The sequence below is a fragment of the Aeromonas sp. R4-3 genome (genome assembly GCF_040908275.1).
GTDB classification, from domain to species: domain Bacteria; phylum Pseudomonadota; class Gammaproteobacteria; order Enterobacterales; family Aeromonadaceae; genus Aeromonas; species Aeromonas rivipollensis.
Window position 1 is genome coordinate 1 of sequence record NZ_JBFODK010000045.1, and the last position, 26,284, is coordinate 26,284.

Annotated in this window: 24 protein-coding genes; 14 read left to right on the forward strand and 10 right to left on the reverse strand. The window is 62.6% G+C overall.

Annotated features, from left to right (window positions below):
* Window positions 1-217 (forward strand): hypothetical protein (locus tag AB5Y91_RS13850; protein ID WP_368170051.1); only part of this gene is annotated, 217 nt, incomplete at its 5' end.
* Window positions 218-420: 203 nt separating this feature from the next.
* Here the strand turns inward: AB5Y91_RS13850 and AB5Y91_RS13855 are convergent.
* From AB5Y91_RS13855 to AB5Y91_RS13865, 3 genes are all read right to left on the reverse strand, one after another.
* Window positions 421-1,467, reverse strand: coding sequence for an NAD(P)H-dependent flavin oxidoreductase (locus AB5Y91_RS13855; RefSeq protein WP_368170052.1), 1,047 nt, complete (start codon window positions 1,465-1,467; stop codon window positions 421-423).
* Window positions 1,464-1,745, reverse strand: a complete 282-nt coding sequence (locus AB5Y91_RS13860; RefSeq protein WP_368170053.1) for a helix-hairpin-helix domain-containing protein — start codon at window positions 1,743-1,745, stop codon at window positions 1,464-1,466. Before AB5Y91_RS13860 ends, AB5Y91_RS13855 begins: the two co-directional genes overlap by 4 nt.
* 70 nt (window positions 1,746-1,815) lie before the next feature.
* Window positions 1,816-2,457, reverse strand: coding sequence for a ribonuclease (locus tag AB5Y91_RS13865; RefSeq protein WP_368170054.1), 642 nt, complete (start codon window positions 2,455-2,457; stop codon window positions 1,816-1,818).
* A gap of 233 nt (window positions 2,458-2,690) precedes the next feature.
* On the opposite strand from AB5Y91_RS13865, the gene AB5Y91_RS13870 reads away from it, so the two are divergent.
* Complete coding sequence (locus AB5Y91_RS13870) at window positions 2,691-3,251, forward strand: carbonate dehydratase (RefSeq protein WP_106884870.1); 561 nt, start codon at window positions 2,691-2,693, stop codon at window positions 3,249-3,251.
* Window positions 3,252-3,317: 66 nt separating this feature from the next.
* On the opposite strand, the gene AB5Y91_RS13875 is transcribed toward AB5Y91_RS13870, so the two are convergent.
* The 4 genes from AB5Y91_RS13875 to AB5Y91_RS13890 all read right to left on the reverse strand — a co-directional run bounded on the left by AB5Y91_RS13875 (window position 3,318) and on the right by AB5Y91_RS13890 (window position 9,632).
* A complete protein-coding gene (locus AB5Y91_RS13875) occupies window positions 3,318-3,833 on the reverse strand; it encodes a DUF1566 domain-containing protein (RefSeq protein WP_368170055.1) in 516 nt (171 codons plus the stop codon).
* Complete coding sequence (locus tag AB5Y91_RS13880) at window positions 3,824-6,379, reverse strand: cytochrome-c peroxidase (protein WP_368170056.1); 2,556 nt, start codon at window positions 6,377-6,379, stop codon at window positions 3,824-3,826. Before AB5Y91_RS13880 ends, AB5Y91_RS13875 begins: the two co-directional genes overlap by 10 nt.
* Before the next feature lie 252 nt (window positions 6,380-6,631).
* Window positions 6,632-8,527, reverse strand: coding sequence for a PhoX family phosphatase (locus AB5Y91_RS13885; protein WP_368170057.1), 1,896 nt, complete (start codon window positions 8,525-8,527; stop codon window positions 6,632-6,634).
* A gap of 199 nt (window positions 8,528-8,726) precedes the next feature.
* Window positions 8,727-9,632 carry an S-adenosyl-l-methionine hydroxide adenosyltransferase family protein gene (locus AB5Y91_RS13890; protein WP_368170058.1) on the reverse strand — a complete coding sequence of 302 codons (906 nt, stop codon included), beginning with the start codon at window positions 9,630-9,632 and terminating at the stop codon, window positions 8,727-8,729.
* Between the two features lie 172 nt (window positions 9,633-9,804).
* Here AB5Y91_RS13890 and AB5Y91_RS13895 point away from each other — a divergent pair, with 172 nt between their 5' ends.
* Window positions 9,805-10,266 carry a hypothetical protein gene (locus tag AB5Y91_RS13895; RefSeq protein WP_289986816.1) on the forward strand — a complete coding sequence of 154 codons (462 nt, stop codon included), beginning with the start codon at window positions 9,805-9,807 and terminating at the stop codon, window positions 10,264-10,266.
* Between the two features lie 9 nt (window positions 10,267-10,275).
* On the opposite strand, the gene AB5Y91_RS13900 is transcribed toward AB5Y91_RS13895, so the two are convergent.
* Window positions 10,276-11,508, reverse strand: a complete 1,233-nt coding sequence (locus tag AB5Y91_RS13900) for an MFS transporter (protein WP_368170059.1) — start codon at window positions 11,506-11,508, stop codon at window positions 10,276-10,278.
* 236 nt (window positions 11,509-11,744) lie between these two features.
* Here AB5Y91_RS13900 and AB5Y91_RS13905 point away from each other — a divergent pair, with 236 nt between their 5' ends.
* The 10 genes from AB5Y91_RS13905 to AB5Y91_RS13950 all read left to right on the forward strand — a co-directional run bounded on the left by AB5Y91_RS13905 (window position 11,745) and on the right by AB5Y91_RS13950 (window position 22,071).
* A complete protein-coding gene (locus AB5Y91_RS13905) occupies window positions 11,745-12,662 on the forward strand; it encodes a LysR family transcriptional regulator (RefSeq protein WP_368170060.1) in 918 nt (305 codons plus the stop codon).
* 89 nt (window positions 12,663-12,751) lie between these two features.
* Window positions 12,752-13,423: a CsgG/HfaB family protein gene (locus tag AB5Y91_RS13910; RefSeq protein ID WP_025325860.1), complete on the forward strand. Its 672-nt coding sequence runs from the start codon at window positions 12,752-12,754 to the stop codon at window positions 13,421-13,423.
* Window positions 13,424-13,434: 11 nt separating this feature from the next.
* Window positions 13,435-13,794 (forward strand): DUF4810 domain-containing protein, encoded by a 360-nt coding sequence (locus AB5Y91_RS13915; RefSeq protein WP_106884877.1) that lies wholly within the window; start codon window positions 13,435-13,437, stop codon window positions 13,792-13,794.
* Window positions 13,791-14,444 (forward strand): DUF799 domain-containing protein, encoded by a 654-nt coding sequence (locus AB5Y91_RS13920; RefSeq protein WP_106884878.1) that lies wholly within the window; start codon window positions 13,791-13,793, stop codon window positions 14,442-14,444. Before AB5Y91_RS13915 ends, AB5Y91_RS13920 begins: the two co-directional genes overlap by 4 nt.
* Window positions 14,445-14,708: 264 nt before the next feature.
* Window positions 14,709-16,142, forward strand: coding sequence for a GGDEF domain-containing protein (locus tag AB5Y91_RS13925; protein WP_368170061.1), 1,434 nt, complete (start codon window positions 14,709-14,711; stop codon window positions 16,140-16,142).
* 101 nt (window positions 16,143-16,243) lie between these two features.
* Window positions 16,244-17,488: a DEAD/DEAH box helicase gene (locus AB5Y91_RS13930; RefSeq protein WP_368170062.1), complete on the forward strand. Its 1,245-nt coding sequence runs from the start codon at window positions 16,244-16,246 to the stop codon at window positions 17,486-17,488.
* Between the two features lie 192 nt (window positions 17,489-17,680).
* On the forward strand, window positions 17,681-19,018 hold the full coding sequence (locus AB5Y91_RS13935; protein ID WP_368170063.1) for a ferric reductase-like transmembrane domain-containing protein: 1,338 nt from the start codon (window positions 17,681-17,683) through the stop codon (window positions 19,016-19,018).
* 207 nt (window positions 19,019-19,225) lie between these two features.
* Window positions 19,226-19,621: a hypothetical protein gene (locus AB5Y91_RS13940; protein ID WP_368170064.1), complete on the forward strand. Its 396-nt coding sequence runs from the start codon at window positions 19,226-19,228 to the stop codon at window positions 19,619-19,621.
* Window positions 19,622-19,971: 350 nt separating this feature from the next.
* Window positions 19,972-20,427: a GNAT family N-acetyltransferase gene (locus AB5Y91_RS13945; RefSeq protein ID WP_289986837.1), complete on the forward strand. Its 456-nt coding sequence runs from the start codon at window positions 19,972-19,974 to the stop codon at window positions 20,425-20,427.
* A gap of 657 nt (window positions 20,428-21,084) precedes the next feature.
* Window positions 21,085-22,071 (forward strand): ATP-binding protein, encoded by a 987-nt coding sequence (locus AB5Y91_RS13950; protein WP_368170065.1) that lies wholly within the window; start codon window positions 21,085-21,087, stop codon window positions 22,069-22,071.
* Between the two features lie 188 nt (window positions 22,072-22,259).
* Here the strand turns inward: AB5Y91_RS13950 and AB5Y91_RS13955 are convergent, their stop codons facing one another.
* Together AB5Y91_RS13955 and aguA are read right to left on the reverse strand one after the other, a co-directional pair.
* Window positions 22,260-23,963: an amidase gene (locus AB5Y91_RS13955; RefSeq protein ID WP_368170090.1), complete on the reverse strand. Its 1,704-nt coding sequence runs from the start codon at window positions 23,961-23,963 to the stop codon at window positions 22,260-22,262.
* Between the two features lie 148 nt (window positions 23,964-24,111).
* Complete coding sequence (aguA, locus tag AB5Y91_RS13960; protein WP_368170066.1) at window positions 24,112-25,209, reverse strand: agmatine deiminase; 1,098 nt, start codon at window positions 25,207-25,209, stop codon at window positions 24,112-24,114.
* A 146-nt stretch (window positions 25,210-25,355) separates the two neighbouring features.
* Here aguA and AB5Y91_RS13965 point away from each other — a divergent pair, with 146 nt between their 5' ends.
* Window positions 25,356-26,267: a LysR family transcriptional regulator gene (locus AB5Y91_RS13965; protein ID WP_368170067.1), complete on the forward strand. Its 912-nt coding sequence runs from the start codon at window positions 25,356-25,358 to the stop codon at window positions 26,265-26,267.
* Window positions 26,268-26,284: the final 17 nt, after the last annotated feature.

The window sequence follows — 26,284 nt, forward strand, 5'->3', positions numbered from 1 at the left end:
CGATGCTGTGAGTGCCCACACAGATTGCTTGATTCAAATTGTTAAAGAGCGACGCAACAGTTCGTTGCTGCGGGAGTGGAATTCTACTCAACCGCCTTCTCGAGTCAAGCCTTATTTTCAAAGGCTTTTCGAGGTTATCGACGAGGTTGTTTGCGTTGCCGCTTGCCCTGTCGATGTGGCGTATTATAGAGACATTGATCACATTGACAAGCGCTGACTGCAATAAAATTGCAAAAAATGGCCAATTATTAGTTATTCATATCAAAGCACAGCTTTTGCACGCACTTATCCACAGACGGCCGTTAAAAAGGGCTCTGATTGATGCTCTCCCCTAACCCGGCAGTGTCTCGACGCCATCCTGGCCAAAAGCCGATGTCGATAGAGATACCTATATAAAGGAAGGCTGTCGAAAAGAGGCCATCAGGCCAGATCGGCTTCGGCGACCCAGGCTGCGATCAGCTCGGCGGCCGCCAGGGAGCGGCAACCCGAGACATTCTGTCCGGCCCAGAGTGGCGAGAAGCCGCTGTCACCTACCTTTTCAGCGGCGGCGCGCAACGGTGCCAATGCGCCGCTGGCATGGGGGAAGTCAGGAGGCAGCGCCGAGAGAGGACCGAGCTCCCGCATCAAACGATTCACTATTCCCCGCGCCGGACGGCCGCTGAACAGATTGGTCAGTGCGGTGTGCTGGCCATGGGCCACCTGCAACGCCGCACGGTGCAGGGGCGAGGTAGTTGCCTCATGACAACAGAGGAATGCCGTGCCCATCTGGACTGCGCTGGCCCCCAGTGCCAAGGCTGCCTTGATCCCCTTGCCATCGACTATGCCCCCGGCGGCGATGACAGGCAGATCCACTGCCGCCACTATCTGTGGCAATAGCGTCAAGGTGCCCTGCTGCAGACTGAGATCCTGGCTCAGGAAGTGACCACGATGCCCTCCCGCCTCCAGCCCCTGGGCTATGATGGCATCGGCGCCATGGCGCGCCAGCCAGTGCGCTTCCGCTACCGTGGTGGCGCTGGCAAAGACGCTTGCCCCCGTGGCTTTCACCCGGGCCAGCAACTCGGGCGCCGGCAGACCGAAGTGAAAGCTGACCACCGCGGGTCTGAACTCGCCAAGCAGGGCGGCGTGATCCGCATTGAAGGGGGCACGGCCGGGCGCCGTCGTCTCGGCTCGGGCATCCAACCCGAACTCGGCATAGTAGGGAGCCAGCGCCTCTCGCCAGCGCTGCTCTTCGGCCGGATCAGGCTCACTCTGTCGATGACAGAAGAAGTTGATATTGAAGGAGCCAGGTCCACTGGCCGCCAGCTGTTCCAATGCCTTGCGCAGCTCGGCCGTGCTGAGCATGGCAGCAGGCAAGGATCCCAGGGCGCCCGCTCCCGTCACCGCCATGGCCAGTTCAGAGTTCTGCACCCCGGCCATGGGCGCCTGGATGATGGGGTAGCGCATCCCCAGCTCGGCAAACAGGCTCATGCGCCGGGCTCTCCTTCAGTGACGGGGGCAGCCATGTGACTGCGCGCCAGCGCTATGGCGCCGTCTATGGCCCCTCTGGCCTGCGGGCTGTTCTGCCAGCAGCTCGAGCCCAGCATGCTGGCCACCAGCCGGACTATGTGGCCAGTATCCGCCTCGGCCAGCTCACTCAGGGTGTGATACCCCAGCTGTTCGAGCCGCCCGATGACGGTGGGACCCACCCCTTTCACCCCGAGCAGCAAGTTGCGTTCCCGTGCCGAAAACTGTTTCACATCGCTCATTGCAGGACTCCTTTCCGATGGCTGTAGTTGCACATCAGGCCCGCAAGGGGCCCGATGAAGAGAGAGAAGGCTAACGCACGCTGCGCAGCAGGAAATCCGGCTGGCCGCAGGAGCGACGCTCCCGCTTTTGCATCTCGTCCGAGCAGGGGACGGCCTCCGTCCCTTCCTTGTTGATACAGATGTAGATCTCCCGCAGGAAACGCCCTCCGTCGGCGCAGGCCACAGTGATGTTGTCAGGAGCCAGCCAGTCGTTGGCAGCGGCCAGATCCGCCTTGAGCTGGAAGGTACTCTTGCGCAGCGGCTCGACCGGGGATTGGTAGGCCGCCGGGATCCGCACCTTCTGGCGCAGATCCCTGGCCAGTTGATGGAATGCCTGCTGACTCAGGCCGGAGCAGGTGCCGTGTTTTTCCCACTCATGACCATAGAGGAAGCGGCTGGGATAGAGCCCGGCAAAATCCTGCTCCATGGCGGGATCCAGTCGCTCACGGGTACAGTTGCCGGGGTAGCCACGCTGATATTGGGGCCAGAGCCCGTGCAGCACGAATCCCAACTGCCGGCTGCACTGCTCTCTATCGGCCGGCTTGATGGCGCAGTGCTCAGGTGACCAGGAGAGCGCCAGGGCGTAGTAGTCAAACTCACCGGGCCGTCCCTTGGCCTGCGCGGCCTGGGCACACAGCAAGAAAGCCGCGAGGAGCAGCATCATCTTCTTCATGTCATCGTCTCCGTCATCCCAATCAGGCCCCCTTCTGGCGAGGAACAGGGCCTGTCGTCAGGCCCCATGCTCCCATACAAGGGAGTCAAAGAACAACCATGTGAAATGCCCTTACCAAGAGTGGGTCAGACCAGTAAAGGGTTCCCCCTCCCGGATCAGAGGCGTAAGCTGACTCTCCGGCGAGCCTCTGCGTCCCGCCATTTTCCCCGATTTCATCAGCAACAGGACATGACATGATCCGCAAGAATCCCTCCGGTCACCTTCCCGTTATCGACGAGTCCGCCTACATCGACAAGACCGCCATCATCTGCGGCAAGGTGATCATCAAGGAGAATGTGTTTGTCGGCCCCTACGCCGTGATCCGTGCCGACGAGGTGGATGAGAGCGGCGACATGGAGCCCATCGTCATCGGAGCCAACTCCAACATTCAGGACGGCGTGGTGATCCACTCCAAGTCCGGCGCCGCCGTCACCATAGGCGAATACAGCTCCATCGCCCACCGCAGCATAGTGCACGGCCCCTGCGAAGTGGGTAACCGGGTCTTCATCGGCTTCAACAGCGTGCTGTTCAACTGCCACATAGGCGAGGGCTCAGTGGTGCGTCACAACTCGGTGATCGACGGCTGCGATCTGCCCCCCGGCTTCTATGTGCCCTCCACCACCCGCATCAACCAGCAGAGCGATCTGGCCCAGATCCCCCGCGTCACCGTGGATGCCACCGAGTTCTCCGAAGACGTGGCCCACACCAACATCGACCTGGTCAAGGGTTACAAGGCACTCTCCAACGAGTTCTGAGTCCTGGTATGACAATGAACAACGGGCGCCGCGGCGCCCGTTGTTCGTCATCCTGGCATGCCGGAGTTAGCGGGCCCGCACGCAGACGGCCCCGTGAGCCTCCTCTGGCAGATCGCTCATCACCTCGCCGTAACCCAGATCGAGCAAGGGTGCCTCCCCCTCGTCATTGGGTGCGTCACTGCTCCAGACCCGGCTGTAGAGCGGCCAGCCATGCTCCGTCAGCAGCTTCATCTCTTCGCCGGCCTGATGATAAGTGGCAAACAGGCTCGCCAGCTCATCGGCTCCCGGCAGACGCCAGTCATCGTGACCTCGGGCCACCAGTTGCTGGCAGTACTCACGCGCCCGCCCCTGGCTCATCACCACATAGTCGATGGCAAAGGGGTTGTAGTCCCCGTCCTCATCCCTGGCGCTGCCATCGTAGTCGATGCCGATCCGGTCGGCCTCGCCACGAGTCAGCGGGCAGAGGAAGGAGAGCGCCCCCGCCGCCAGTTCGGGTTGATGGCAACCCAGGCCAAAATCGGGCTGAGCATCCACCACCTGCACCGCCACCCTGAGGGTGCGACTCCCCGCGCTTAGCTGCACGCTGGCAGACCCCACGCGGCCAGGGCTGTGATGACGCCACTGCCATCGACCCTCAGCCGCTCGGGTTGATCGCTGCGCCATTGCACGGCCTCGTACACCGGAGTCTTGCTGCCGTCACTCAGCCGCAGGCCAGGTTGCAGGGAGAGGCTCTGCCCCACCTCCAGCCGGGGCTGAGCGGGCGTCACCAGCAGCTCGATCGGGATGGCGCCGACGACCTCATCATCATCCACCTGGCTCAGTCCCAGCTCGGCCACTGTGGCCGGGGTGCGCCTTGGCTCGGCGGAGGCACTGCGCAGGAACTCGCCGATGGCCTCCAGCTCGTCGTTGGAGAGCCCCAGGGCATGAAGACGATCCGAGGCCTTGGGGAAGAAGGGATCGTGCACATCCGCCCCGGTAGGGAAGCCGACCCCGCTGCTCCACTTGGTGACGCCGAAGTTGTACATGGCCACCACCCCCTGCACAGAGCCACCTAGCCGCTGGGCCAGGATGGGGAAAACACCGTTGTGCATATAGGGGCCGGTGAAGGCCACGTCCCTCAGGCTGGGGGTCTTGAACAGCCCCATGTCAGCCTTCAGCCTAGTCTGCAGGAAGCGGCCCCTGTCCTCTAAGTTGCGGCCGTAATAGGTCAGCCCCAGGCTCTCGAACTTGTGCTGGCTCAGCAGAGGGCCCGAGTGGCAGTTCATGCAGCGCCCCTCGGTGCGAAACAGGTGCATGCCCCACAGCGCCTTGTCGCTCATAGCCTGCTCATCCCCCTTGACGAAGCGCTCCAGCGGGCTCTCGCTGCTAACGATGGTGCGCTCGAAGGTGGCGATGGCCTTGGCGACCCGATCCAGGGTGATGGTCTCGTCGCCGAAGGCGGCGGCAAAGGCGGCCGGGTAGTCGCTGCTGGCTCGCAGCCGCGCCAGCAGTTCGTCGTGATCGAGGGCCATCTCCACCGGGTTGCTGATGGGATGGAGCGACTGCTCCTCCAGGGTGGCGACCCGTCCGTCCCAGAACTGGCTGCTGCTGTAACCGGCATTGAGGATGGTCGGTGCATTGCGGGTCCCCTTCTGCCCCAGATGGCCGACCGAGACGCTCAGGCCATCGCTCCAGCCTTTTTGTGGATCGTGACAGCTGGCGCAGCTGATGTCGCGGGCCTGGGATAGCTGCTTGTCGAAGAAGAGTTGCTGGCCCAGCACCACCTTGGCCCGGCGGTAGGGGTTGTCGGCCGGGAAGGGCATGGCGGGCAGGGGGCCCAGCTCCTGCCACTCCCCCCCCTCGTCCACCATGGCCGCCGGCCACTGACCCGGGTCGCCGGCATATTGGGCCCGCAAGGAGGCCAGATCCGGCATATCGCTGCTGCGATCCACCGAGGGGCGCAGCGGATAGGGGGAGAGCGCGAACCAGAGCAGGCTGGCCTCCCCCTCATCGCGCCATGCCTTGGTCAGCGGCTGGTAGAGCCGCGCCAGCCCGGTGCCATCTTGCAACCAGATCCACTCGGGCAAGGGGGTGGTGAAGGTGTTGGGATAGCGCCACATCAGCTTGTCGCTGCCAAGCAGGCGCTCGAATTCGGCCAGGGTCGGCAGACGCCATGACTGCTGGCCGCAGCTGCTCGGCGGCACCAGCGCCGCTCTCGTGACGTGGGCCGAGGCGGCAAAGCCCTCCCCCGGAAGCCAGAATTGGCTGCCCTTGACCCCGGTGGCGGCACGGGCATCGTGCAGACAGTGCCAGGCCCCCCGGGTCAGCAGACGGCCCTGCTCATCCAGTCGCAGCAGCTCGGCGGTCTCCGGCTCCTCCGGCATCACGGGACTGGCCGGATAGAGCTGCAACCGGGCGGCCTGAATGGCCTCCCCGTTGCTGCGGCTATACCAGTTGCGGGCGGCGCTGTCGTCCCGCAGGGCCAGCAGCATCTGCCAACTGTCGGGATAGTTGAGCTCGGCCCCCAGCCGCTGGGCTCGCAGCAGGGCCGCATACTCCTGCATCTCGGCCTGCTGTTGCAGGCGGATCTCGCCGGTCAGCCCCCACTCCGCCATCTCCAGCACAGCGTCCCCGTTGCGATCCGCCAGCACGAAGAGCGCCGTCTCCTCCTCATCGAGCCGCAGGGAGGGGGCAGCGGCGCGCCGGGCACGGGACTCGCCGGCCGAGAGATCCGCCACCCGGGCCGTGCTGGCCCTCAGTATGTATCCCTCCTGCTCCCCGACAAGCTCAAGGGGCGCCGCCAGCAGCAGGCCCGCAGGCAGCGTCAGGGTCGGGTTGCCCTGACCGCTCAGGATTGCACTCGTCTCCATGCCGGTGGCGCGCTGGCGCAGGCTCAGGGTAGCCCCGGATGCCAGCCGCTCGCCGATATCAATGGTCAGGGTCAGCTCGGCCCGGGTATGGGTCTGCTCCGGGGGCGTCACCGGCGGGGTGACTGGCGGCGGGATGACGGGCGGTGTCACCGGAGGCGTGACAACGGGAGGGGTGACAACAGGGGGCGTGACCGGCACGTCGGGATCATGGCCCTCGCTGCGGTTGTCATGGCAGGCACTCAGGGCCAGCAGGCTGGCCAGCAGAAATATGGGTTTCATCGTGTTGATTGGAGTGGTCGGACAAGCCGGCGATTATCCAGTCAAATGCCAATCATTATCAATCGCTTCTTGGCGATATTTTTTAGTCTGGCGCCAGGCAGGGTGATGGTCACCAGCAAGCCCCTGCGGCCGGTTGCACGCCTCTATGCTGCCCCCTGCAGGCTCACCGCCCTTGCAGCCCGTTGCGCCCGTCAACGACAGAGCCGCCCGCAGGCGGCTCTTTTCATCACAGGCAGGGCGAGTTGGCGGCCGTCAGGCCCCTATGATGCCGCCATCGTCCCGGGTGATACGCAGCACGGCGGAGCGGGGAATGCTGGTGCCGCCGTCCGGGAAGTGGGAGGGCGCCAGCTCTTCACCCGGGTGCTGCACCCCGACGAACAGGGTGCGCCAGTCCGGGCTGAAGGTGAGCCCCGTGATCTCGCAAGCAATGGGGCCGGTCAGGAAGCGGCGCACCTCGCCGCTCGCCGGATCGGCGCACAGCATCTGGTTGTTGCCCATGCCGGCAAACTGCTTCTCGTTGGAGTAGTCGCCGTCGGTCTGGATCCAGAGTCGCCCCGCCTCGTCGAAGCCGATGCCGTCCGGGCTGTTGAACATGTTGTCCGGGGTGATGTTGGCACTGCCCGCCATCAGCCCCTCTTTGTGAACGCCGGGGTTGCCCGCCAGCAGGAAGAGATCCCACTCGAAGCTGTCGCTGCCGTGATCGCCCGCGGCCGGGCGCCAGCGGATGATCTGGCCATAGGGGTTCTCGGCCCTGGGATTGGCGCCATCGAGGGGCTGGTTCTCCTTGAGGCCGCGGTTCTTGTTGTTGGTCAGGGTGCAGTAGGCCTCGGCCCTGTGGGGATGCACGGCCACCCATTCCGGCCTGTCCATGGTGGTGGCGCCGAGCCGGGTCGCGGCCTCCCGGGCGAAGATGAGCACCTCCCCCTGATCGGCGAAGCCGTTCTCCCGGATCAGGCCGTGCTGGCCGTGCACCAGGGGTAGCCACTGGCCTGTGCCCTTGAGCTCCCCCTCCTTGGCCTCGAAGCGGGCCACATAGAGAGTGCCCTCATCCAGCAGATCCCGATTGGCGGCGTCATTGCCCGGCGCCACCTTGTTCTTCGAGACGAAGCGATAGATGTGCTCCCCCCGCTCATCATCGCCGAGGTAGACCACGGCGCGGCCATCCTGGTTGACGGTAAAGGCTGCGTTCTCATGCTTGAAGCGGCCAAGGGCGGTGCGCTTCTTCGGGGTGGAGGCGGGATCGCGCGGGTCTATCTCCACCACCCAGCCGAAGCGGTTCGGCTCTTGGGGATGTTTGGCGAGATCGAAGCGCTCGTCGAACCTGTGCCAGCCAAAGCCCGCATCCTCGGCGGCCAGGCCGTAGCGGGTGGCCCGTTTATCCAGCTCTGGCTTGCCCGCACTGCCGAAGTAGCCGTTGAAGTTCTCCTCGCAGGTGAGGTAGGTGCCCCAGGGAGTCTGGCCGTTTGAGCAGTTGTTGAAAGTGCCGAGGGCGGTGCGCCCCTCGGGATCGGCCTGGGTCTTGAGCAGGGCATGGCCTGCCGCCGGGCCGCTCAGTGTCATGGGGGTGGTGGCCGTGATGCGGCGATTGAGGGCCCCCTTGGGGTTCGCCTGCCACTTGCCATCGGTGCGCACCAGCTCCACCAGGGAAACCCCGTGGGCCGCCTGGGCCTTGGCGACGGCGCCGGCATCGAGCGCCTTGCCGCCATCCGCAAACAGGTATTCGTAGTTGGTGTATTCGTTGTTGACGGCGAGCAGGGCGCGATCCGGGCCCAGGGGGAAGAAGCTCATGCCGTCGTTGTTGTCGCCAAACTGGCGCGCCTGGGCCTTGGCGTCATTGCTCTGGGCGAAGGCGGGGGCATCGGCGAACAGGGCATCTCCCCAGGCGATCAGCACCTCGGCCTTGTAGCCGGGCGGCACCACTATGGCGTCGGCCACAGAGGCGGGCACGGCCTGGAAGCCCAGCAACGGCTGGGTCGCGGCGGCCACGGCGCGGGCCACCGGGCTCGCGGCAAAAAAAGCCACCATGCTGGCGGCGCCGACTCCCTTCAAGAAGCCCCGCCGGCTGAGGCCAGCCTCGATCAGGCGGTTGAACTCAGGCTCCTGCTCCCTGGGATGGTTGGCACTGTCTCTCTCGTCAAAACGGCTCATCTGCTTTTCCTTGTTCTCTCTGCTGACGTCACGGCTCACGAATTTGCTCCGGCCACAGCATGGCGAGCATGTATTAAGCAATGATGACAATTGACACCCATTGGTGGCACAAGCAGTCAGGAGGCCGGGCAGGCAGAGGGCTCAATGCAAGAGGGAGGCATTGCGCCTCCCTCTTGCCATCGATGTTGCCGCTAGCCTGTCAGCACTTCTTCAGGCTGACGTGCCAGTTGGCACCGGATTGCACCTGGTGCTTGGCGGCGAAGCTGTCCATGTTCAGCGCCACCGAGACCTGCAGCAGGCTGTTGAGGTAGATAAGCGGCTGCCCTTCCGGCACATCGCCGAAGCTGCTGACGTAGGGGGCCTTGCCCTCGTATTTGAGCGCATCCCCCTCGCTTATCCGGAAGCAGGCCTGATCCCCCTTGTTGATCCCCGCCTTGGTCAGCAAGGCATCGTCGATATTGGTCCAGACGTTGCCGTACTGCACATCCAGGATGGGAATGGTGCCCTTCAGGGTGCCATCTTGCTCGGCCACCGCCGGCTGGTAGGGAATGGTCACCACCGCGGCGGGCAGCAGGGGCCCCACCTGCTCAAAACCGATGGCGCCGGAGGCGAGCCGCGCACCCGTGTAGGCGTAGACGTCGCGACCGTGGAAGGTATAGGACTTCTCGGAGCCCTTGAGGCGGTTGAGCTTCTCGTCTATCTGGCGCACCGCCTCTATGCCGAAATGCTCGGCTACCAGGGTCAGGGTGCCGTTGTCCGGGGAGACTATGTAGTGGCCGCTCTTGGTCTTGAGTACCACAGACTTGCGATCCGTGCCCACGCCCGGATCCACCACACTCACGAAGACGGTGCCCTTGGGCCAGTAGTTGAGGGTCTGATAGAGGCGGTAGGACGCCTCCCAGATGTTGTAGGCCGGGATCTCGTGGGTCAGATCCTGCAGCGGCAATGTCCTGTCCACCCCGAAGGCGACCCCCTTCATGGCGGAGACGGCGCCATCCTTGAGGCCGAAGTCGGTCTGGAACACCAGAGCCTCGCTTGCGAAGGCGCCAGCCCCCACCAGGGAGAGGGCGAGGACCAGGGCGCGGGGAAGGGTACGAATATCCATATCAGAACTCCTTGTGAGGATGCGACAGAGAAACAGAAATCTAGACGTCCAGAATGCCATTTCATATCTCCTTTGCAACCCCTGATGCCCGAATGGGGGGAAAAGAGTCGCCAATCCGGCCCGTGGGGGTGTATCCATGGTGCTGGCCAGGCAGAGTCACGGAGGCAGTGAGATGACGAAGACGGGAAGCAACACCCTGTTACTGAGTCTGGGTGACAGGGAGAGCCGGGTAAGGCTCACCGGAGAGGATGGCGTCAGCCGGGAGTTCGTCCTGGCCCTGGGGCTCGATGCCATGACCCCAGGCCCCTTTCGCCGGGATCCACCGACGCCCCTCGAGCTGGAGCAAGCCATCATGGTGGTGGAGGATGTGCTGATGCCCCTCGCGGCCCATGTTCCGCCTCACCCTCTGGTAGAGCTGCACAGCCCAGTGCCCCTGGCAGAGGTGCTCGGCAGCCATGAGTTGAGCCGGGAGAGCATAGAGAGGCTGTTCGGCCAGCTGGTCGCCATGGTGGAAGGAGATCCCCTGGCATCGGCCCAGTTGCCCAGAGATCGCCGTTTCGCCGCCGCCCTGCTGATCCTGCGGGAGTGGATGCACCATCTGGATGCCGGGAGCGTCGCTCTGGTCGACCAATGACGACGCCAGTCAGGAGGCGGGCTCGAAGCGCCTGCGCGAGAGAGCCCAGGCCAGCATCAGGCTGATCAGCGTGCTGCCGACGGCGAGCAGATCCAGCGCCGCCAGCAGACCCGCCCCATCGCTCACCCAGCCCAGCAACACGGGCACCCAGTTCGCCAGATAGGCGATCACATAGAAGAGGGAGACCAGCCGCGCATGGCTGGCGGGGGGCGCGATGCGATTGATCAGGGTCGCGCTGCCCACAAACACGGCCCCCTGGGCGTAACCGGCCACCAGCAGCCCGAGCCCCGCCAGCCAGCCCGGCAAACCGTGCACGGCACCGGCAAACAGCAGCACGCAGAGCGCCAGGGCCAGACAGCCGCTTTGCAGGGTATGGCGGGCATCGAGGCGACGCGCCCACAACTGGCAGAGCCCGGAGAACACCAGATAGGCCGCGATGAGATAGCCAAACAGCCCCAGATCCCTCATCCCCAGCAACTGGCTCACCACCTTGGGGCCTATTGCCAGCAGGCTGGCCGCCACCGCCCAGGCGGTGAAGAGTGCCAGGGCGCAGAGCAAGAACCCGGCCCCCGTGGCCCTGAGCCCCTCCCCCAGGGATCCCCCGCCCTGCCCGCTCGCCAGGGGCGCCGCCATCCTGGCGCCCCTGGGCCAGCTCAGCACCAGACCCGCGATGGCGCAGCCCGCCATCCCCAGGATCAGCAGAAATGGCAATGTGGTCGGGTAGAAGTCCAGTTGCAGCGCCAGGCCGCTGAACACTGGCCCCAGCGCCAGCCCGGCGGTGAAGGAGAGGGTGGCGCTCAGGGCCGCCCGCTTGCCGCCGTCCTTGGGGCCAAAGCGCAGCAGCGCCACATTGGCGGCGCCGGTCAGGGCCCCAGTGCCTATCCCGGCCAGGACCCGCGCCAGCAGCAGCGACCAGAAGCTGTCGGCCAGGGAGAAGAGCAGGGCGCCCCCCGCGACCGCCAGCAGGGCGGGCAGTATCAGGGTGCGCAGATCCGCCACCCGTCCCGCCAGGTTGCCCACCCCGAACAGGGCGATCAGCACGCCCCCCGCATAGCCGCCATAGATGAGGCTGAGGCCGAGATCGCTCAGGGCCAGCGCCGCCTGGTAATGGGGATAAAGCGGGGTGGGCACGCTGCTGTTGAGCAGGGCCGACATCAGGGCCAGGGCCAGAAACCAGAGCAGGCGGGGGCGAACATCGACCTCGCTGCTGTGAGCAGGGGATGGGGTGCAGGGGGATGACATCAAGACTCCAATCACAAACAGGGGAACCGCTATCGGGAGCGACATCATAGCGATCCCGCTCGCACCGGGCTGCGGCAGTTCTGCATCATGGTGATTCAAACTTGCATCACAGGGGCGCTTGCCCCGTACCGCCTTGAGTGCTCAGGTGCGGATCGGGCGGCCTCTTGTGCTGCCGTCCCCGCTGACATCTAATACCCCGGCGCCAATCGGGCGTCCTGCTTGAGCGAGGAGCAAGCATGATCAACTGGGATGACGCCCGCTTCTTTCTGGCCCTGGCACGGCGGGGCAGCCTGCGCCGGGCCGGCCTCGAACTCGGGGTCGATCAGGCCACCGTTGGGCGGCGGGTCGGCCTCTTCGAGCAGCAGCTGGGGGCCAAGCTGTTTATCCGCACCCCCAGGCACTATCGGCTCAGCCCACTGGGGGAGACGCTCCTGCCCCAGGCACAGGCCATGGCACAGGCGGCCCTGGCCATGGATCGCGCGGCCAGCCAGGGGGAGCTGGAGGGGGAGATCTGCATCGCCACCACGGATACCCTGGCCCAGGGCTTCGTGCTGCCGGCCTTCAGCCTTCTGCGCCAACGCCACCCCGGCATCCGCCTCAAGCTGCTGACCGCGGTCAGCGTGAGCGACATCCCTAATCAGGAGGCGGATCTCGCCATTCGCAGCCTGCGCCCAGAGCAGGGGGATCTGGTGGTCAAACGGCTCGCCACCATCAAGATGGGGCTCTACGCCTCCCCCGACTACCTGGCCCGCCGTGGCACGCCCCGCTCGGGCCAGGCGCTGCAACAGCACGACCTGCTGCTCTTTCCCAGGGAGCTGGTGGCCCGCCACTGGCTGAGCCTGTGCGGCGAACCTCTCCATGAACCCAATGTGGTGCTGCAGAGCAACGCCCAGCTGGTGCTGATGGGAGCCGCCCGCCAGGGGCTCGGCATAGCCCTGCTCTCCACCTTCCTCGCCGAGGAGGACCCAGGCCTGGTGCGCCTGCTGCCTGGCCAGCACGACCCCATCGACATCTGGATGGTGCTGCACCCGGATGTGCAGAAGACAGGGCGGATGCGTGCCCTGGTGGCAGCCCTGGAGGAGGTGTTCCAGCGCCATCAGGAGACCCAGTCCCCCGCCCTCCCCGCCACGCCGGCCCAAACGCACACAGATTGAGCGGTTATGCCCCCCATACGGGGCACTTTCTTCGCAGCGAACCATGCTAGAGTCCGCCGTTGTTTTTTCCTTAAATAACGGGGCCTTACATGAAGAAGTTTGTTGTTTCATCCAGCGTCATTTTGATGGCGGTATTGTTGACAGCTTGTGCAAGCGAGTCGTCGCGCTCCCTGGAAGTGCCCAAGGTCGCCTCTTATCAGAGCCACTATCAGGGCACTCGCAGCCCCATCGCCGTCGGCAAGTTTGATAACCGCTCCAGCTACATGCGTGGCATCTTCTCCGACGGCGTTGACCGACTGGGCAGCCAGGCGAAAACCGTGCTGATCACCCATCTGCAGCAGACAGGCCGCTTCAGCGTGCTGGATCGCGACAACATGGAAGAGATCAAGGCGGAAGCCGGGATCAAGCAACAGGCCCAGCAGCTCAAGGGCGCCGACTATGTGGTCACCGGCGACGTCACCGAGTTTGGTCGCAAGGAGGTCGGTGATCATCAGCTGTTTGGCATCCTGGGTCGCGGCAAGTCCCAGATCGCCTATGCCAAGGTCAACCTCAACATAGTCAACGTCACCACCTCTGAAGTGGTCTTCTCGTCCCAGGGCGCCGGGGAGTACGAGCTCTCCAACCGCGAGATCGTCGGCTTCGGCGGCACCGCCAGCTACGACTCCACCCTGAACGGCAAGGTGCTGGATCTCGCCATTCGGGAAGCCGTCAACAACCTGGTGAACGGCATCGAGACCGGCGCCTGGCGCCCGGCCCAATGAGGAGAGACGAGATGACCATGTCCCAGCTTTCCCTGCTGCTGGCCAGCGGCCTGCTGCTGAGTGCCTGTGCCCAGGCACCAAAGACGCTCTACAACTGGGATCAATACCAAGGGGTGGTTTACCAGCACATGCAGGGTGAGGACACCGGGGTTGAAGCCCAGATCGATGCGCTGGAGAAAAACCAGCAAGAGGCCAGCGCCAAGGGCCAGGCGGTGCCGCCCGGCTTCCACGCTCACCTGGGCATGCTCTATGCCCAGCTAGGCAAGGATGCGCAGACCCGCGAGCAGTTCGAGACCGAGAAACGCCTCTTCCCCGAATCGGCACCCTTCATGAACTTCCTGATGTCCAACCAGAAGGGGGCGACCCAATGACACTGCGCACTTTACTTGCCCTGATGCTGGGCACCCTGCTGCTGAGCGGCTGCGCAAAGGGCCCCGGCTACGACTACGGCAACTTCAAGGAGAGCAGACCTACCTCCATCCTGGTGTTGCCACCGGTGAATCACTCGCCTGATATCAAGGCGGGGGCCAGCCTGCAGTCCCAGATCACCTACCCGCTCGCCGAGTCCGGCTATTACGTGCTGCCGGTGGCGGTCACCAACGAGACCTTCCGGCAGAACGGGGTGACCGAGCCGACGGACATTCATGCCCTGCCCATCAAGAAGCTCCACGAGATCTACGGTGCCGATACCGCTCTGTACCTCGACATCAAGGACTACGGCACCAGCTATCTGGTCATCTCCAGCGAGACTGTGGTCACCGCCAGCGCCCGCCTGGTGGATCTGCGCACCGGCAAGCTGCTGTGGGAAGGCAGCGCCAGCGCCAGCAGTGCCGAACAGCAGAGCAATTCGGGGGGCGGCCTCATCGGCATGCTGGTGGTGGCTGTCGTCAACCAGATTGCCAATACCATCACCGACAAAGGCCATGAAATCGCCGGGATCACCAGCGTCAGGCTGCTCAGCGCCGACATGCCCAACGGCATTCTCCATGGCCCCTACTCACCGAAGTCCCAGACAAGGTAAGGCGCCGCGCCGCAATACGACAGAGGGCGTCATGCCCTCTTATTCCGCTACCACCACCAGTTTGCCCTTCCCTTGCCATTGCATGTGACGTGATCGTCTATCTTGTTGATATTGGCGGTTCATTTTTCGTTCACTGGTTGCTCGGGCCCCCAATTTCGTCTGGTGATGCCGGGCAAAATCAGTTACAAAAAGCCCACTGTCACCACCCGGGAGCGTCACGGCATGGCTGGATCACTGTTGCGCATTACCCCCCGCAAGTGGTTGATGCGATTCTCACTCCTTTGCCTTGCGCTGGCGGGGCTGGGGCTGGTGTTCAACTACACCTACCTCAGCATCAGGCACGACATGCAGCTCATCACCGCCAAACAGCCGAACCTGTTCGAGCTGTTTTATCAGCGGGCCCGCATACTGGCACCGGAGAAACTGGCCAGCTTCATCGACAACAGCAGCATCAAGACCCCCATCTTCAGCGAGAACGGGGATGCGACTGCCTATGCCTATGGCTATGACCTCGCCACCCTGGCTCGCCTGGCGGTCATTCCCATACTGCCGCCCGCCAACCAGATGCTCAGCACCTACCAATATCTGCTCTCCTACCCCGAGGTCCTCAACCTCTACGCCTTCTATAACGATCGGCGCATGCTTGGCATGGTGACGGACAAGCGGATGCTTCCGAGCGAGCTGCTGCCGGTCAACACCAACCTCAATGACATAGAGCCCTGGACCCACTATTTCGGCTGCGCCGCCTTCGCCGCCACTCATGTTCCCTGCAGCACGGATGAGGCACAGGTGTCCGACATCTACACCGACACCTTCACCGGGTTGAAGACCATCACCCTCTACTTCCCCTTCGTCTTTTACGATCCGGCGCTAGCGGACTACCGCTATGGCCTGACGGGCATAGACATCGCCGTCGACGAGGCATTCAAGAATGTGTTGCGCCCGTTAGAGAGCCTCAATCCGACCCGAACTGTGCTCTCTTTCAATGAGATGGAGCCCTGCCGCCCCTGGCATATCTGCCTTAATACCCGCTTCATGGAGACCAAGGCTGGCAACGACCTCTACCTCAAATGGTCATACAGCTACGGCGATTTCATGCGGGTGGTGCTCTATGGCCCGGCCTTCAAGCTCTATCTGATCGTCCTGCTGCTGCTCATGCTGACGGGCCGTGGCATCTACGGCCGCCTGCGCACCCTGGCACTGACAGATCACCTGACCCGGCTGCCGCGACGGGACATCCTGGAACAAGCCCTGCTGAAGGAATACGACTTCCTGATGCTGCTGGACATAGACAACTTCAAGTCCATCAACGACACCCATGGCCACGGGGTGGGAGATCTGGCCCTCGTCGCCTTCGCCCATCATCTGACGACCAACATGCGCAAGGGGGACAAGGCCATCCGCTGGGGGGGCGAGGAGTTTATCGTCCTCTACAAGGGGCTCAATGACAGGGCCAGCATGCGCCAGGCCGTGACCCGCCTGCTGGCATCACAGCTTCAGATCCCGGAGCTGCCCGCCCCCATCACCTTCTCGGCGGGCGTCATCCGTATCCGCGATTACCTGACCGTCGCCGAGGCCACCGATCTCGCCGATGCGCTGCTCTACCACGTCAAGCAGCATGGCAAGCACAACATCGCCTATTACCAGGGGCAGGAGATCAGGCTGATCCGAGACACCGGCACCAACCCGGTCACCTGATCGGCTCGGCTTCTGCCGCGCCCCCTCTATCTGCTACCATCCCGGCCACGATCATTGTTCCCGTCACGGCCCTGGCCGCGATAACCCCACACTGGTGTCCTATGTCCATTGCCTCCTTTGCCGAACTGGCCCTCTCCCCCCGCCTGCAGCAAACCTTGCGCGAGCTGGGATATGCCGCGCCAACCCCCATTCAGGCCAGCGCCATCCCCGTCATTCTGGCGGGGCGGGATCTGATGGCGGGGGCCCAGACCGGCACCGGCAAGACCGCCGCCTTCGTGCTGCCGCTGCTGGAGCAGCTGATGCAACACCCAGCGAGCGACGCCGTCCGCCCCATCCGCGCCCTGGTACTGGTGCCAACCCGCGAGCTGGCGGTGCAGGTCTTTGAGAGCGTGGCGCGCTACGGGCAGGGCACTAGCCTCACCAGCGCCCTGGTCTATGGCGGGGTCAGCATTGCCGCCCAGGTGGAGGCGCTTCAAGCCGGGGTGGATCTGCTCATCGCCACTCCGGGCCGCTTGCTCGATCATCTGCGCCAGGGGGCCCTGAGCCTTGGGAGCCTCCGCCATCTGGTGTTCGACGAGGCGGACAGGATGCTCGACATGGGCTTTATGGACGAGATCAAGGCTCTGCTCAGACAGATACCGGCGGATCGCCAGACCCTGCTGTTTTCGGCCACCTGCGATGACAACCTGTTTGCCTTGAGCCGCGTGCTCTTGCACGACCCCGAGCTTATCGAAGTGGCACCGCGCAACACCACGGCGGCCGAGGTGGAGCAGCGGGTCTATGCGGTGGATGGGGAACGCAAGCTGGCGCTGGTGGAGCACCTGATCAAGGTGAAGGGCTGGGCCCCTGTGCTCATCTTCAGCCGCACCCGTCAGGGGGCCGACAAGCTGGCCCAGCAGCTCGGCAAGGCGGGCATCAATGCGCTCGCCTTCCACGGGGATCTGTCGCAGAGCGCGCGGGAAAAAGTGCTGCTGGAGTTTCGCGCCGGCACCTTGCAGGCCCTGGTCGCCACCGACGTGGCGGCCCGCGGGCTGGATATCAGCGATCTCAACTACGTGATCAATCTGGAGTTCCCCCATCAGCCTGAGGATTACGTCCACCGCATAGGGCGCACCGGCCGCGCCGGCAACAAGGGGCTCGCCATCACCTTGTTCAGCCCGGAAGATGCGCCCCTGCTGGAGAAGGTGGAAGCCGTGCTCGACACCCGGCTGCCCCAGCAGTGGTTCCCGGGGTTTGAGCCAGATCTCACCCGCTTCGACCCCGAGCCGCGCCGCAGCGGCAAGGGCGCCCAGAAGCAGAAAGCCAGAAAGCAGGCGCTCGCGGGCGGCAAGGGCCGCAAAGGCTGACCTCTGAGGCACTTTCGGGGGGCTATCTCCATCCTGGTGCTCCCGCCTGGCACCGGGACCTGACTCCCCTGCGCCCCCTTGCTCTCTCCCCCTTGATTAGGCCGCCCCAGAGCGGCCCTTTTGCCACAATCTGCTACAAAAGAGGTAGTAAAGGGGCACACTCTGGCCACAAACCGGGTGTGCAATAGGGGCATGGACAAGGAGAACCCCATGAAAACCGCATCCCTTCGCTGGACCCTGCCCCTGACCCTCACCCTGATCTGGCTGCTTGGCCTGACCCAGTGGCCCACGGGCCTCTGGCCCTGGCGCCATGAACTGCTGATCCTGACCGGCTTGCTTGGCCTCGGCGCCATGACCCTCTCCCTGCTGCTGGCCCTGCGCCTGCCGAGGCTAGAAGTCTGGTGCGGCGGGCTGGATCGCATGTTGCACCTGCATCGCAGCAGCGCCCTCTGGGCCAGCAGCACCCTGGTTGCCCACTGGCTGCTGGTGGAAGCCCCCAAGTGGGCCGTCGCCGCCGACTGGCTGACCCGCCCGGCGCGCCGCGGTGCTGGTGCTGGTGCTGGTGCTGGTGCTGGTGCTGGTGCTGGTGCTGGTGCTGGTGCTGGCAACGATGCCCTGTGGCACAGCCTCGGCAATACCCTGGGTGAATGGAGTTTCTATCTGTTGATCGCCCTGGTGGTGGTGAGCCTGCTCGCCGTGGTGCGCTACGAGCGCTTCAAGGTGGTCCACCGGCTGGCCCCCGTTATCTACCTGATGGGCTGGCTGCACGCACTCTGCCTGCTGCCGCGCATCGGCGTCATGACACCGGTCGGCCTGACCCTGCTGCTGGGTGGCGGGCTGGGGGCCATGGGGGCGCTCTACTCCCTGTTTGGGCGGGTAGGCCAGAATGCGCGCCACCAGGGAACGGTGATCACTCTCGCCCCTCTGGATGAACGTACCCTGGAGATCAAGATTGCCCTTGCCACTGCCCTTCGCCACTACAATCCGGGCCAGTTCGCCTTCTTCGACTTCGCCGGGCGCGGCGAGCCCCACCCCTATACCCTGGTGGACGTCTCGGCGGATGGCCTCACCCTGACCCTGGCCGTGCGCGCCCTCGGGGATCACACCAACTGGCTGCACCAGCACCTCAAGGTGGGGGATGGGGTCACGGTGACAGGCCCCTATGGCGCCTTCGCCCTGCCAGACTCGGCGCCCGCCCTCTGGATGGGTGCCGGTATCGGCATCACCCCCTTCGTCGCCTGGCTGGAGGCCCTGGTGCGCCGTGGCGAGCAACGCCCCGGCACCACCTTGCTGCAATGCGCCCCCACCGCCGAGGCCGCCCCCTATCACAACCGCCTCGCCGAGCTGTGCCGCCGGGCCGGAGTCGACTACAAGTTGCATCTGGAATCCGAGCGCGGTCGGCTGGATCTGGCCGCACTCGGGGCGCGGCAACGGGCCCCCGTCTGGTTCTGCGGCCCCGAGCCCATGGCCCAGAGCCTGGATGCCCACCTGACATCGCCGCTGCATCGGGAGCTGTTCCGCTTTCGCTAACCTCCAGGTGAGACGCATAGATTCAAGCGCATCATCAAAAAGGGCCTCCCCGGGGAGGCCCGTTTTGATCAGATGCACCTCGCTCGCAGCCTCTGACTTGCCCCCATAAAACCTCGAACAAGGGCAGCGACCCTCACTTGGGTATTGATGCATACGGAATGAATAAGCATCATCTCGCGGCCCTCTGGTCATGGATTCGGATGTTGTATGTCCTTTGAGAAAAAACACGGTGATTTCATCTTCAATGTGCAGGATCACCTGGTCATCTGTGAGCTGATCGGCCCTTTCAATGAAGAGGGTATGCTGGCGTGGGTTGCGGAGATAAAGCGCGTGGTGGAGAGCCTCGACGGGAAGCGCTTCTGCGCCCTGGTGGACCATCGCCAGCACCAGGGGGTGGTGCAGTCCGCACTGCACCATCTGCAGGATATTTATTCGTGGCTTGCCCAGAAGAACCTGGTGGCCATCGCCTCCCTCTATTCGGCCCAGGTGCTCCATCACATCGCCCTCTCCTGCATGTCCCCCATCCATCCCGGCCACATTCAGGGGTTCAACAACCATCAGGAGGCCATCGCCTGGCTTGATGCGCAGTATGATTCGGACTAATCAGCGAAAGCCATTCACCCCTCCCGCTCGTTGTGATGCACGGGGGAAGCGCTGGGGTGAGGGAAGGTAAATACCAGGGATTCGCTACCCTCAGCGCCAACCGGCCAGCGCAATAGGCTGGTGTCGAGCCTGTGAAGCCCAACATACGAGAACGATATAGAAGGCAAACCCCACGCCATCTTGGGTCGATGAACGCAGCGGCATCGCCTGTCTACCACCTAGCGTTTGAGCCACAAAAAAGCGGAATCCTCTCGGCAATCCCTGGCCCCGCTCGCCCGAATACCCTTCGCTATTCAAACCTGCGGCCCTAAACTTCATGCCTTGGCAAGACGCTATGTGCCTGGAGAGATATGACACCCCCACATGAAATGGCACTGATCCATTGCGAACAAGACTCGCCCTATTTGGCGCGGCTGGAGCAGTTATTCCAATCGGCGTGGCCAGACTTTCTGTTTCGCGATACTTACACCAAAAATGCGCGCTTGCCGCCTGTGCTGGTTGCAGTCATGAATGAGGTGGTGATGGGAGGGTTGGCTTACTCTCGCTTCAAGGAGCCTCATCGCAGCGGTGAAGTCATCTGGATCAATGCCGTGTTTGTCAGTGCAGAATACCGGGGTAAAGGCCTTGCCAGCCGACTCATCAATGCCGGTGTGTCACAGGCATTGGCATCGTCACAAGACTATCTCTATGCCTATACGAATGTCCCGGCACTGTATCAATCCTTGGGGTGGTCTGAAGTCGATATTGAATGCGCGCCAGATCACAAGGTCATGGGCATTTCACTCAAGCCCCGGCTACCCGAATAAAAAGCGTCGAGGAAAACAGCCAGGATCCGCTGGGGAACAGGTGCAACCCCCTGTGTTTATCTGCCCTAAAACGACGATGCCATCTTGGGTGAGCTGCACTTCCGCCGCCCGCACGCTACCGCCCCAGAAGCTCGCCACCAGTATCAAGGCCCCGGCCAATCCGTATTTGATCCACGATTTCATCGTCTTGCTCCCCTCTCTTTGGCCCCTTGTCACCCCAGTGGCAAGCAGTCCTTTAGTCAGTGGGCAGAAGATAGGGGGGATTTGTGAGGAAAAAATGAGGCTGTGTGAAGCCAGGGTGAAGTCTGGGGGAAATACGGGGAAGTCGTCATCACCAGTGCCGCGAGACGCGATATTAAAGGCAATGCCCAAACCACGTAGGGACGATTAGCGCAACATCATCGTCCGCTTACCGCCGCGCACCGAGTCATGGCAAGACCGGCAGGAAACTCTAGACTCCAGCGGCCTCTCGGCGCCTCCCTTTCGCGATTATCCGAATACGCTTCGCTATTCGACGACCCTATTAAAACCTACTGCCCCATAAACACCCCGGTGGAGCTTCAAACGCTCCCTGCTTAGCAGTACACTGTTCAACCAGTAAAAACGGATGTTCATATCTCACTGAACAACGAGTTAGATAAAATTAATGGACTAAAAATGACCAGAATATATCTTCCACCTAGATTCGACAGAGATACGTTGTCTGAGTTTTTTTCCATATTGGATGAGCACCAAGATACACCTAATGTTTGTCTTGATTGCTCAACATTAAATTACTCTATGCCAACAGCTATGCTGGTCGCTGGCTCTAAAATCCGAGATTGGGTTCGTTATAGACGTTCAAAAGAAATAAAGAGCAGAAAAGCAGGATATAACACCAACTCCACTGTGCACTCATATTTAATGCACGTCGGATTTTTTGATTTTATCTTAATGGGAGAAGGGAAGTATGTTGGAGAGGCTCGCGGTTCATCAACATACCTTCCAATAACAAGAATTAAAAAACCTCATTTCACCGCGGGTACGGAAGGCCTTGAAAAATGGTATGAGGATATAATGTCTGCTGTAAGAGGGCTCGCTAAAATAGTTTCTGGTACGACAGAGGATACTCAAGAGAACCGATTGTATAGCTATGCATTTCGAGAAATCATCCGAAATGTTTTTGAACACTCTGGAGCTACCGAGTGTTATGTATGTGGCCAACGCTGGCGAAATGGGCATGTAGAAATAACTGTCGCTGACGAAGGGTTAGGAATAGCTAACACCTTACGTGAATCACAAGGATGCCTTACCGATGCTGATAGCTTACTGTTAGCAATAAAGCCTGGTATATCCAGAACATCAAATATGCCTGATGCGGAGAACGTATATGATAACTCTGGATTCGGATTATATGTTCTCAGTGAGTTAGCTTCAAGTTTTGGATGGTATGTTCTAGGCAGCTCAACCTCAAGGATTATCGGACACCAAAAAAACATAGCCATTGAAAAGCTAAACTTTAATGGAACATATTTTGGAATGAGAATGCAGAGGGCACCAACTCAATTCAGCCACCTCTTAAGAGACATCATTGAGGCTGGTGAGCATGAAGCTGAAATGAATGGTATTCGTCGCAAGGCATCTGGGATGTCTAAATTCTTATAAATTTATTTCAATAAATAAAAACCGTTCCACCCGTATTGCTCCACTCTCAAAAACAAGCATCTTTTTTCTAGAAAGAAGAATAATAAATAATTTGTTAATACCGTAGGTGGAAACAAAAACCACCCGCTCTGCGGGTGGGTTTTTTATTATCTCAGAATGAACCAGAACGATTTAACTCACAACACCAATCACCCCAACGGCGGCGTCCGTGGCGGCACCTGGCGCTTGCTGCCGGTGGATTCGAAGGCCGAGGCAACGCGCAGCAGGTTATTGTCGTCATAGGCGCGACCGGCGAAGGTCAGGCCCACCGGCATGCCGATATCGGCCATCACCCCCATGGGGACGGTGACGGTCGGCACGCCGAGATGGCGGATGGCGAGGTTGCCGTTGGCGACCCAGATGCCGTTGCTCCAGGCGATATCGGCGGAGGCCGGATTCACATCCGCATCGGCCGGGCCGACGTCGGCGACGGTCGGGAAGAGCACGGCGTCGAGCTTGAGCTCGTCCATCCACTCTTCCAAGTCCAGCTTGCGGGTCTGCTCCAGCCCACGCAGGCCGTCCGGCACTGTGGGGATCTCGTCCCAGGATTTCAGGCCGCGCTTGGCCATCTTGACGTACTCGTCCATCCCGGCCGCCAGATCCCCCTCGCGGTTAGGCAGGGTGCCCGGATCGTGGGGGAAGATCTTGGGCCCATCCACGTCGGCCAATTTGCTCAGCTTGGGATCGCCGTTGGCGCGCAGGAAGTCGTCGAATGCCCAGCCGGAGAGCTCCCACAGCTCGTCGTTGAGGAACTCCGGTGACACTATGCCGCGGTTGAACACGGTGGGTGCGCCGGGTCTATCCCCTTCGCAGTTGGAGACCAGGGGGAAGTCCACCTCGATGACTTCGGCGCCAGCGGCTTCCAGCGCCTGACGGGCGTCTTCCCAGAGGGCAATCACGGAGTCACGGGTATGGATGCGCTGACCGGTCGGGCCGCCGATGCCGGGGTGCTCGCTGGTGCCCGCCAGCTCATCCTTGTTGATAAACATGCGCGGCACGCCGAGGCGCTTGCCCTTGAGGGCGTCGGGCTTGGCGGCCAAATCCAGGTAGGAAGCCGGACGCACTTCCGAGGCTTTGGGCAGCTTGACCCAGGGCTGCAGGCGCCAGAGATCCCCACGGGTGTCCGCATCGTCGGCGACCACTACATCCAGCACTTCCAATAGGTCTGCCATGGTGCGGGCGTAGGGCACGACGACATCCATGGTCGGGGTCAGCGGCCAGTTGCCACGCACCGAGATGACGCCACGTGATGGTGTGTAGGCACAGAGACCGTTGTTGGAGGCCGGGCCACGGCCGCTCGACCAGGTCTCTTCCGCCAGACCGAAGGCGGCGAAGCTGGCGGCGGTGGCGGTACCGGCCCCGTTGGAGGAGCCGGAGGCAAAGGGCGCGGTGAGATACTCGGCGTTATAGGGGCTCTCGGCACGGCCATAGACGCCACGCTGCATGCCGCCATTGGCCATCGGCGGCATATTGGTCTTGCCGAGGCAGATGGCACCGGCGGCGCGCAGCCGCTCAACGGTAAAGGCATCGCGCTGGGCCACCAGATCCTTGAAGGCCGGGCTGCCGGAGGCGGCGGTCAGCCCCTTGACCAGATAGCTGTCCTTGGCGGTGTAGGGGATGCCGTCGAGCGGCCCCAGGGTTTCGCCACGGGCACGGCGCGCATCGGAAGCTTCTGCTTCTTTCAGCGCATCGGGATTGGGTACCACGACAGCGTTGAGTTTGGTGTCAGTCTCGGGGCCGTCATAGGCGGCGATCCGGGCCAGATAGGCCTTGACCAGTTCGACCGCTGTGGTGCTGCCTGCTTCGAGCGCGGCACGCAGCTCGGCAATGGAAACCTCGGTGACATCTACCATTTTGGGGATCATTTTGATCTCCTGTAAAAGGGTGACTGTTTGTCATGATGATCGCCGCATCGGCGCCTGCGACCATCACATTATCAAGAGATAAAACCCCACGGCGTGGGGTTTTGAGTACCAACCTCAGCTGGCTTGGAACAGGTTCTTACTTGCCAGAAGGAATTTGCTGGGTAATGCAGTGGATATTGCCACCCCCCAGCAGGATTTCCCGGGCGGGCACGCCGACCACTTTATGCTCGGGGAAGATCTCTTCCAGAATCTGCTGGGCTTCGCCGTCGGTGGCAGCATCCAGCAGCGGATAGACGATGCTGCCGTTGGTGATGAGGAAGTTCACATAGGAACCCGCCAGACGGCCTTCTGCCTCGCGCGGCACACCGCTGCCGCTCTCGACGCCTGCGGACTCCTCTTCGGTGCAGTAGAGCGGGCCCGGCTGGGGCAGCTTCCACACTTTCAGCTTGCGACCCTTGGCATCGACTGCCGCTTCCAGCACCTTGAGGGCGGCCAGGGAGCGCTCGTATTGCGGATCTGTCTGGTCGTCGGTCCAGTGCAGGGCCACTTCACCCGGGCGCACGAAGCAACAGATGTTGTCGATGTGGCCGTCGGTCTCGTCCATGTAGACGCCTTCATCCAGCCAGATAAAGCTCTTCACCCCCAGATAGTCGCGTAAGTAAGCTTCGATCTGCTCCTTGCTCAGGTGCGGGTTGCGGTTCTCGTTGAGCAGGCACTCGGCTGTGGTTATGCAGGTGCCTTCGCCGTCCACGTGGATGGAGCCCCCTTCCAGAATGAGCGGCGCGTCGTAGCGATCCATGCCGTGCTGCTCCAGCATCCGGGCTGCCACTTCCTCATCCTGATTCCAGGGGTAGTAGAGACCGCCCTTGTGGCCGCCCCAGGCGTTGAAGCCCCAATCCACCCCACGGCACTCGCCGGCAGCATTGGTGACCACGGTCGGGCCTGTATCGCGTGCCCAGCAGTCATCGCTGTTCATCTCCACCAGGGTGACGTGGGCGGGCATGAGGCCACGGGCCTGCTCCATGAACTGGGCGGGGACCCCCATAAAGACAGGGGTGGCCTGACCTATGGCATCCGCTACCTTGGCGAAGGTGGCCTGCGCGAAGCGACCGGCCTCCCGCCAGTTGTCCGGGCGGAACGGCCAGATCATCCAGACGGCCTGCTGGTGCGCCCACTCGGCGGGCATGGTGAAGCCGTCGGCGGCCGGAATGGAGTTGATGGTCTTGATGCTCATCGCAAGGCTCCTTGCATGGATTGAGGCCCCCACCTTGACCTGGGAACCCTGGAAAAATAAGAGTGAGCCGCAGTGTAAGAAGTTGCGTGCCCATCCATCAAATGAATAGGATGGATTGTCCCATAAACACGGCGAATAATCCCCCCATGAAACTGCACCAGCTCGACCTCAATCTGCTGCTCGCCCTTGACGCCCTGATGACGCAAGGCAGCGTGACCCGCGCCGCCGAGTCGCTCTTTATCAGCCAGCCCGCCATGAGCCACGCCCTCAATCGCCTGCGGGCCTTCTTTGACGATCCGCTGCTGGTGCGCACGCCCCAGGGGATGCTGCCGACCCCCCGGGCCCAGCGGCTGCATCTGGGGGTGCAGCAGGTGCTGCGGCTGCTGGAGCAGCAGCTCTCCGAGGAGGAGCTGTTCGAGCCGCGCCAGTCGAAGCGCCGCTTCGTGCTCTGCACCACGGACTACGTGGAGTGCGTGCTGATCCCGCCCCTCATCCAGCGCCTCAGGAAGCTGGCCCCCGGGGTCACCATAGAGATCCGCATACTGCGCGACACCCTGCCGGAGGCGGAGCTGGCGAGCGGCGAGATCGATCTGGTACTGGGCTTTGACGAGTACATGCAGGTGCCGGGGTATCTCGGCAAGGAGACCTGGCTCACCGAGCCCCTGGCCGGACTGGTGCGCGCCACCCTGGAGCTGGAGGAGGAGCGCATCACCCTAGCGCAGCTGATTGATATGCCCCACGTGTTCCACTCGCCGCTCGGCACCTCGGAGGCGAGCCTGGACCAGTTTCTCAAGACCCGGGGCCTAGCGCGCACCATCTCGGTCAACAGCCAGAGCTATATGTCCGCCGCCGCCATCGTCAGCCAGAGCGACCACCTCTTGGTGCTGCCGAGCATGGTAGCCGAGCTGCTCGCCAACCACTGGCCGCTGAAAAGCCTGCCCCTGCCGGCGGACGTGCCGGATTACCATCTCAACTGCGTCTGGCACCCGGTGCATGCGCAACAACCGGCCTTGATCTGGTTGAAGGCGTTGATGAAGGAGTTGGTGAGCCCGGTGTAAGCCCGCTGCCTCTGGCG

What these genes read in the sequence shown, in the direction of transcription:
- AB5Y91_RS13855 (WP_368170052.1), bottom strand. Translation starts at nt 1,467, where the DNA reads ATGAGCCTGTTTGCCGAGCTGGGGATGCGCTACCCCATCATCCAGGCG.
- AB5Y91_RS13860 (WP_368170053.1), bottom strand. Translation starts at nt 1,745, where the DNA reads ATGAGCGATGTGAAACAGTTTTCGGCACGGGAACGCAACTTGCTGCTC.
- AB5Y91_RS13865 (WP_368170054.1), bottom strand. Translation starts at nt 2,457, where the DNA reads ATGAAGAAGATGATGCTGCTCCTCGCGGCTTTCTTGCTGTGTGCCCAG.
- AB5Y91_RS13870 (WP_106884870.1), top strand. Translation starts at nt 2,691, where the DNA reads ATGATCCGCAAGAATCCCTCCGGTCACCTTCCCGTTATCGACGAGTCC.
- AB5Y91_RS13880 (WP_368170056.1), bottom strand. Translation starts at nt 6,379, where the DNA reads ATGAAACCCATATTTCTGCTGGCCAGCCTGCTGGCCCTGAGTGCCTGC.
- AB5Y91_RS13885 (WP_368170057.1), bottom strand. Translation starts at nt 8,527, where the DNA reads ATGAGCCGTTTTGACGAGAGAGACAGTGCCAACCATCCCAGGGAGCAG.
- AB5Y91_RS13890 (WP_368170058.1), bottom strand. Translation starts at nt 9,632, where the DNA reads ATGGATATTCGTACCCTTCCCCGCGCCCTGGTCCTCGCCCTCTCCCTG.
- AB5Y91_RS13895 (WP_289986816.1), top strand. Translation starts at nt 9,805, where the DNA reads ATGACGAAGACGGGAAGCAACACCCTGTTACTGAGTCTGGGTGACAGG.
- AB5Y91_RS13900 (WP_368170059.1), bottom strand. Translation starts at nt 11,508, where the DNA reads ATGTCATCCCCCTGCACCCCATCCCCTGCTCACAGCAGCGAGGTCGAT.
- AB5Y91_RS13905 (WP_368170060.1), top strand. Translation starts at nt 11,745, where the DNA reads ATGATCAACTGGGATGACGCCCGCTTCTTTCTGGCCCTGGCACGGCGG.
- AB5Y91_RS13910 (WP_025325860.1), top strand. Translation starts at nt 12,752, where the DNA reads ATGAAGAAGTTTGTTGTTTCATCCAGCGTCATTTTGATGGCGGTATTG.
- AB5Y91_RS13915 (WP_106884877.1), top strand. Translation starts at nt 13,435, where the DNA reads ATGACCATGTCCCAGCTTTCCCTGCTGCTGGCCAGCGGCCTGCTGCTG.
- AB5Y91_RS13920 (WP_106884878.1), top strand. Translation starts at nt 13,791, where the DNA reads ATGACACTGCGCACTTTACTTGCCCTGATGCTGGGCACCCTGCTGCTG.
- AB5Y91_RS13925 (WP_368170061.1), top strand. Translation starts at nt 14,709, where the DNA reads ATGCGATTCTCACTCCTTTGCCTTGCGCTGGCGGGGCTGGGGCTGGTG.
- AB5Y91_RS13930 (WP_368170062.1), top strand. Translation starts at nt 16,244, where the DNA reads ATGTCCATTGCCTCCTTTGCCGAACTGGCCCTCTCCCCCCGCCTGCAG.
- AB5Y91_RS13935 (WP_368170063.1), top strand. Translation starts at nt 17,681, where the DNA reads ATGGACAAGGAGAACCCCATGAAAACCGCATCCCTTCGCTGGACCCTG.
- AB5Y91_RS13940 (WP_368170064.1), top strand. Translation starts at nt 19,226, where the DNA reads ATGTCCTTTGAGAAAAAACACGGTGATTTCATCTTCAATGTGCAGGAT.
- AB5Y91_RS13945 (WP_289986837.1), top strand. Translation starts at nt 19,972, where the DNA reads ATGACACCCCCACATGAAATGGCACTGATCCATTGCGAACAAGACTCG.
- AB5Y91_RS13950 (WP_368170065.1), top strand. Translation starts at nt 21,085, where the DNA reads ATGACCAGAATATATCTTCCACCTAGATTCGACAGAGATACGTTGTCT.
- AB5Y91_RS13955 (WP_368170090.1), bottom strand. Translation starts at nt 23,963, where the DNA reads ATGGTAGATGTCACCGAGGTTTCCATTGCCGAGCTGCGTGCCGCGCTC.
- aguA (WP_368170066.1), bottom strand. Translation starts at nt 25,209, where the DNA reads ATGAGCATCAAGACCATCAACTCCATTCCGGCCGCCGACGGCTTCACC.
- AB5Y91_RS13965 (WP_368170067.1), top strand. Translation starts at nt 25,356, where the DNA reads ATGAAACTGCACCAGCTCGACCTCAATCTGCTGCTCGCCCTTGACGCC.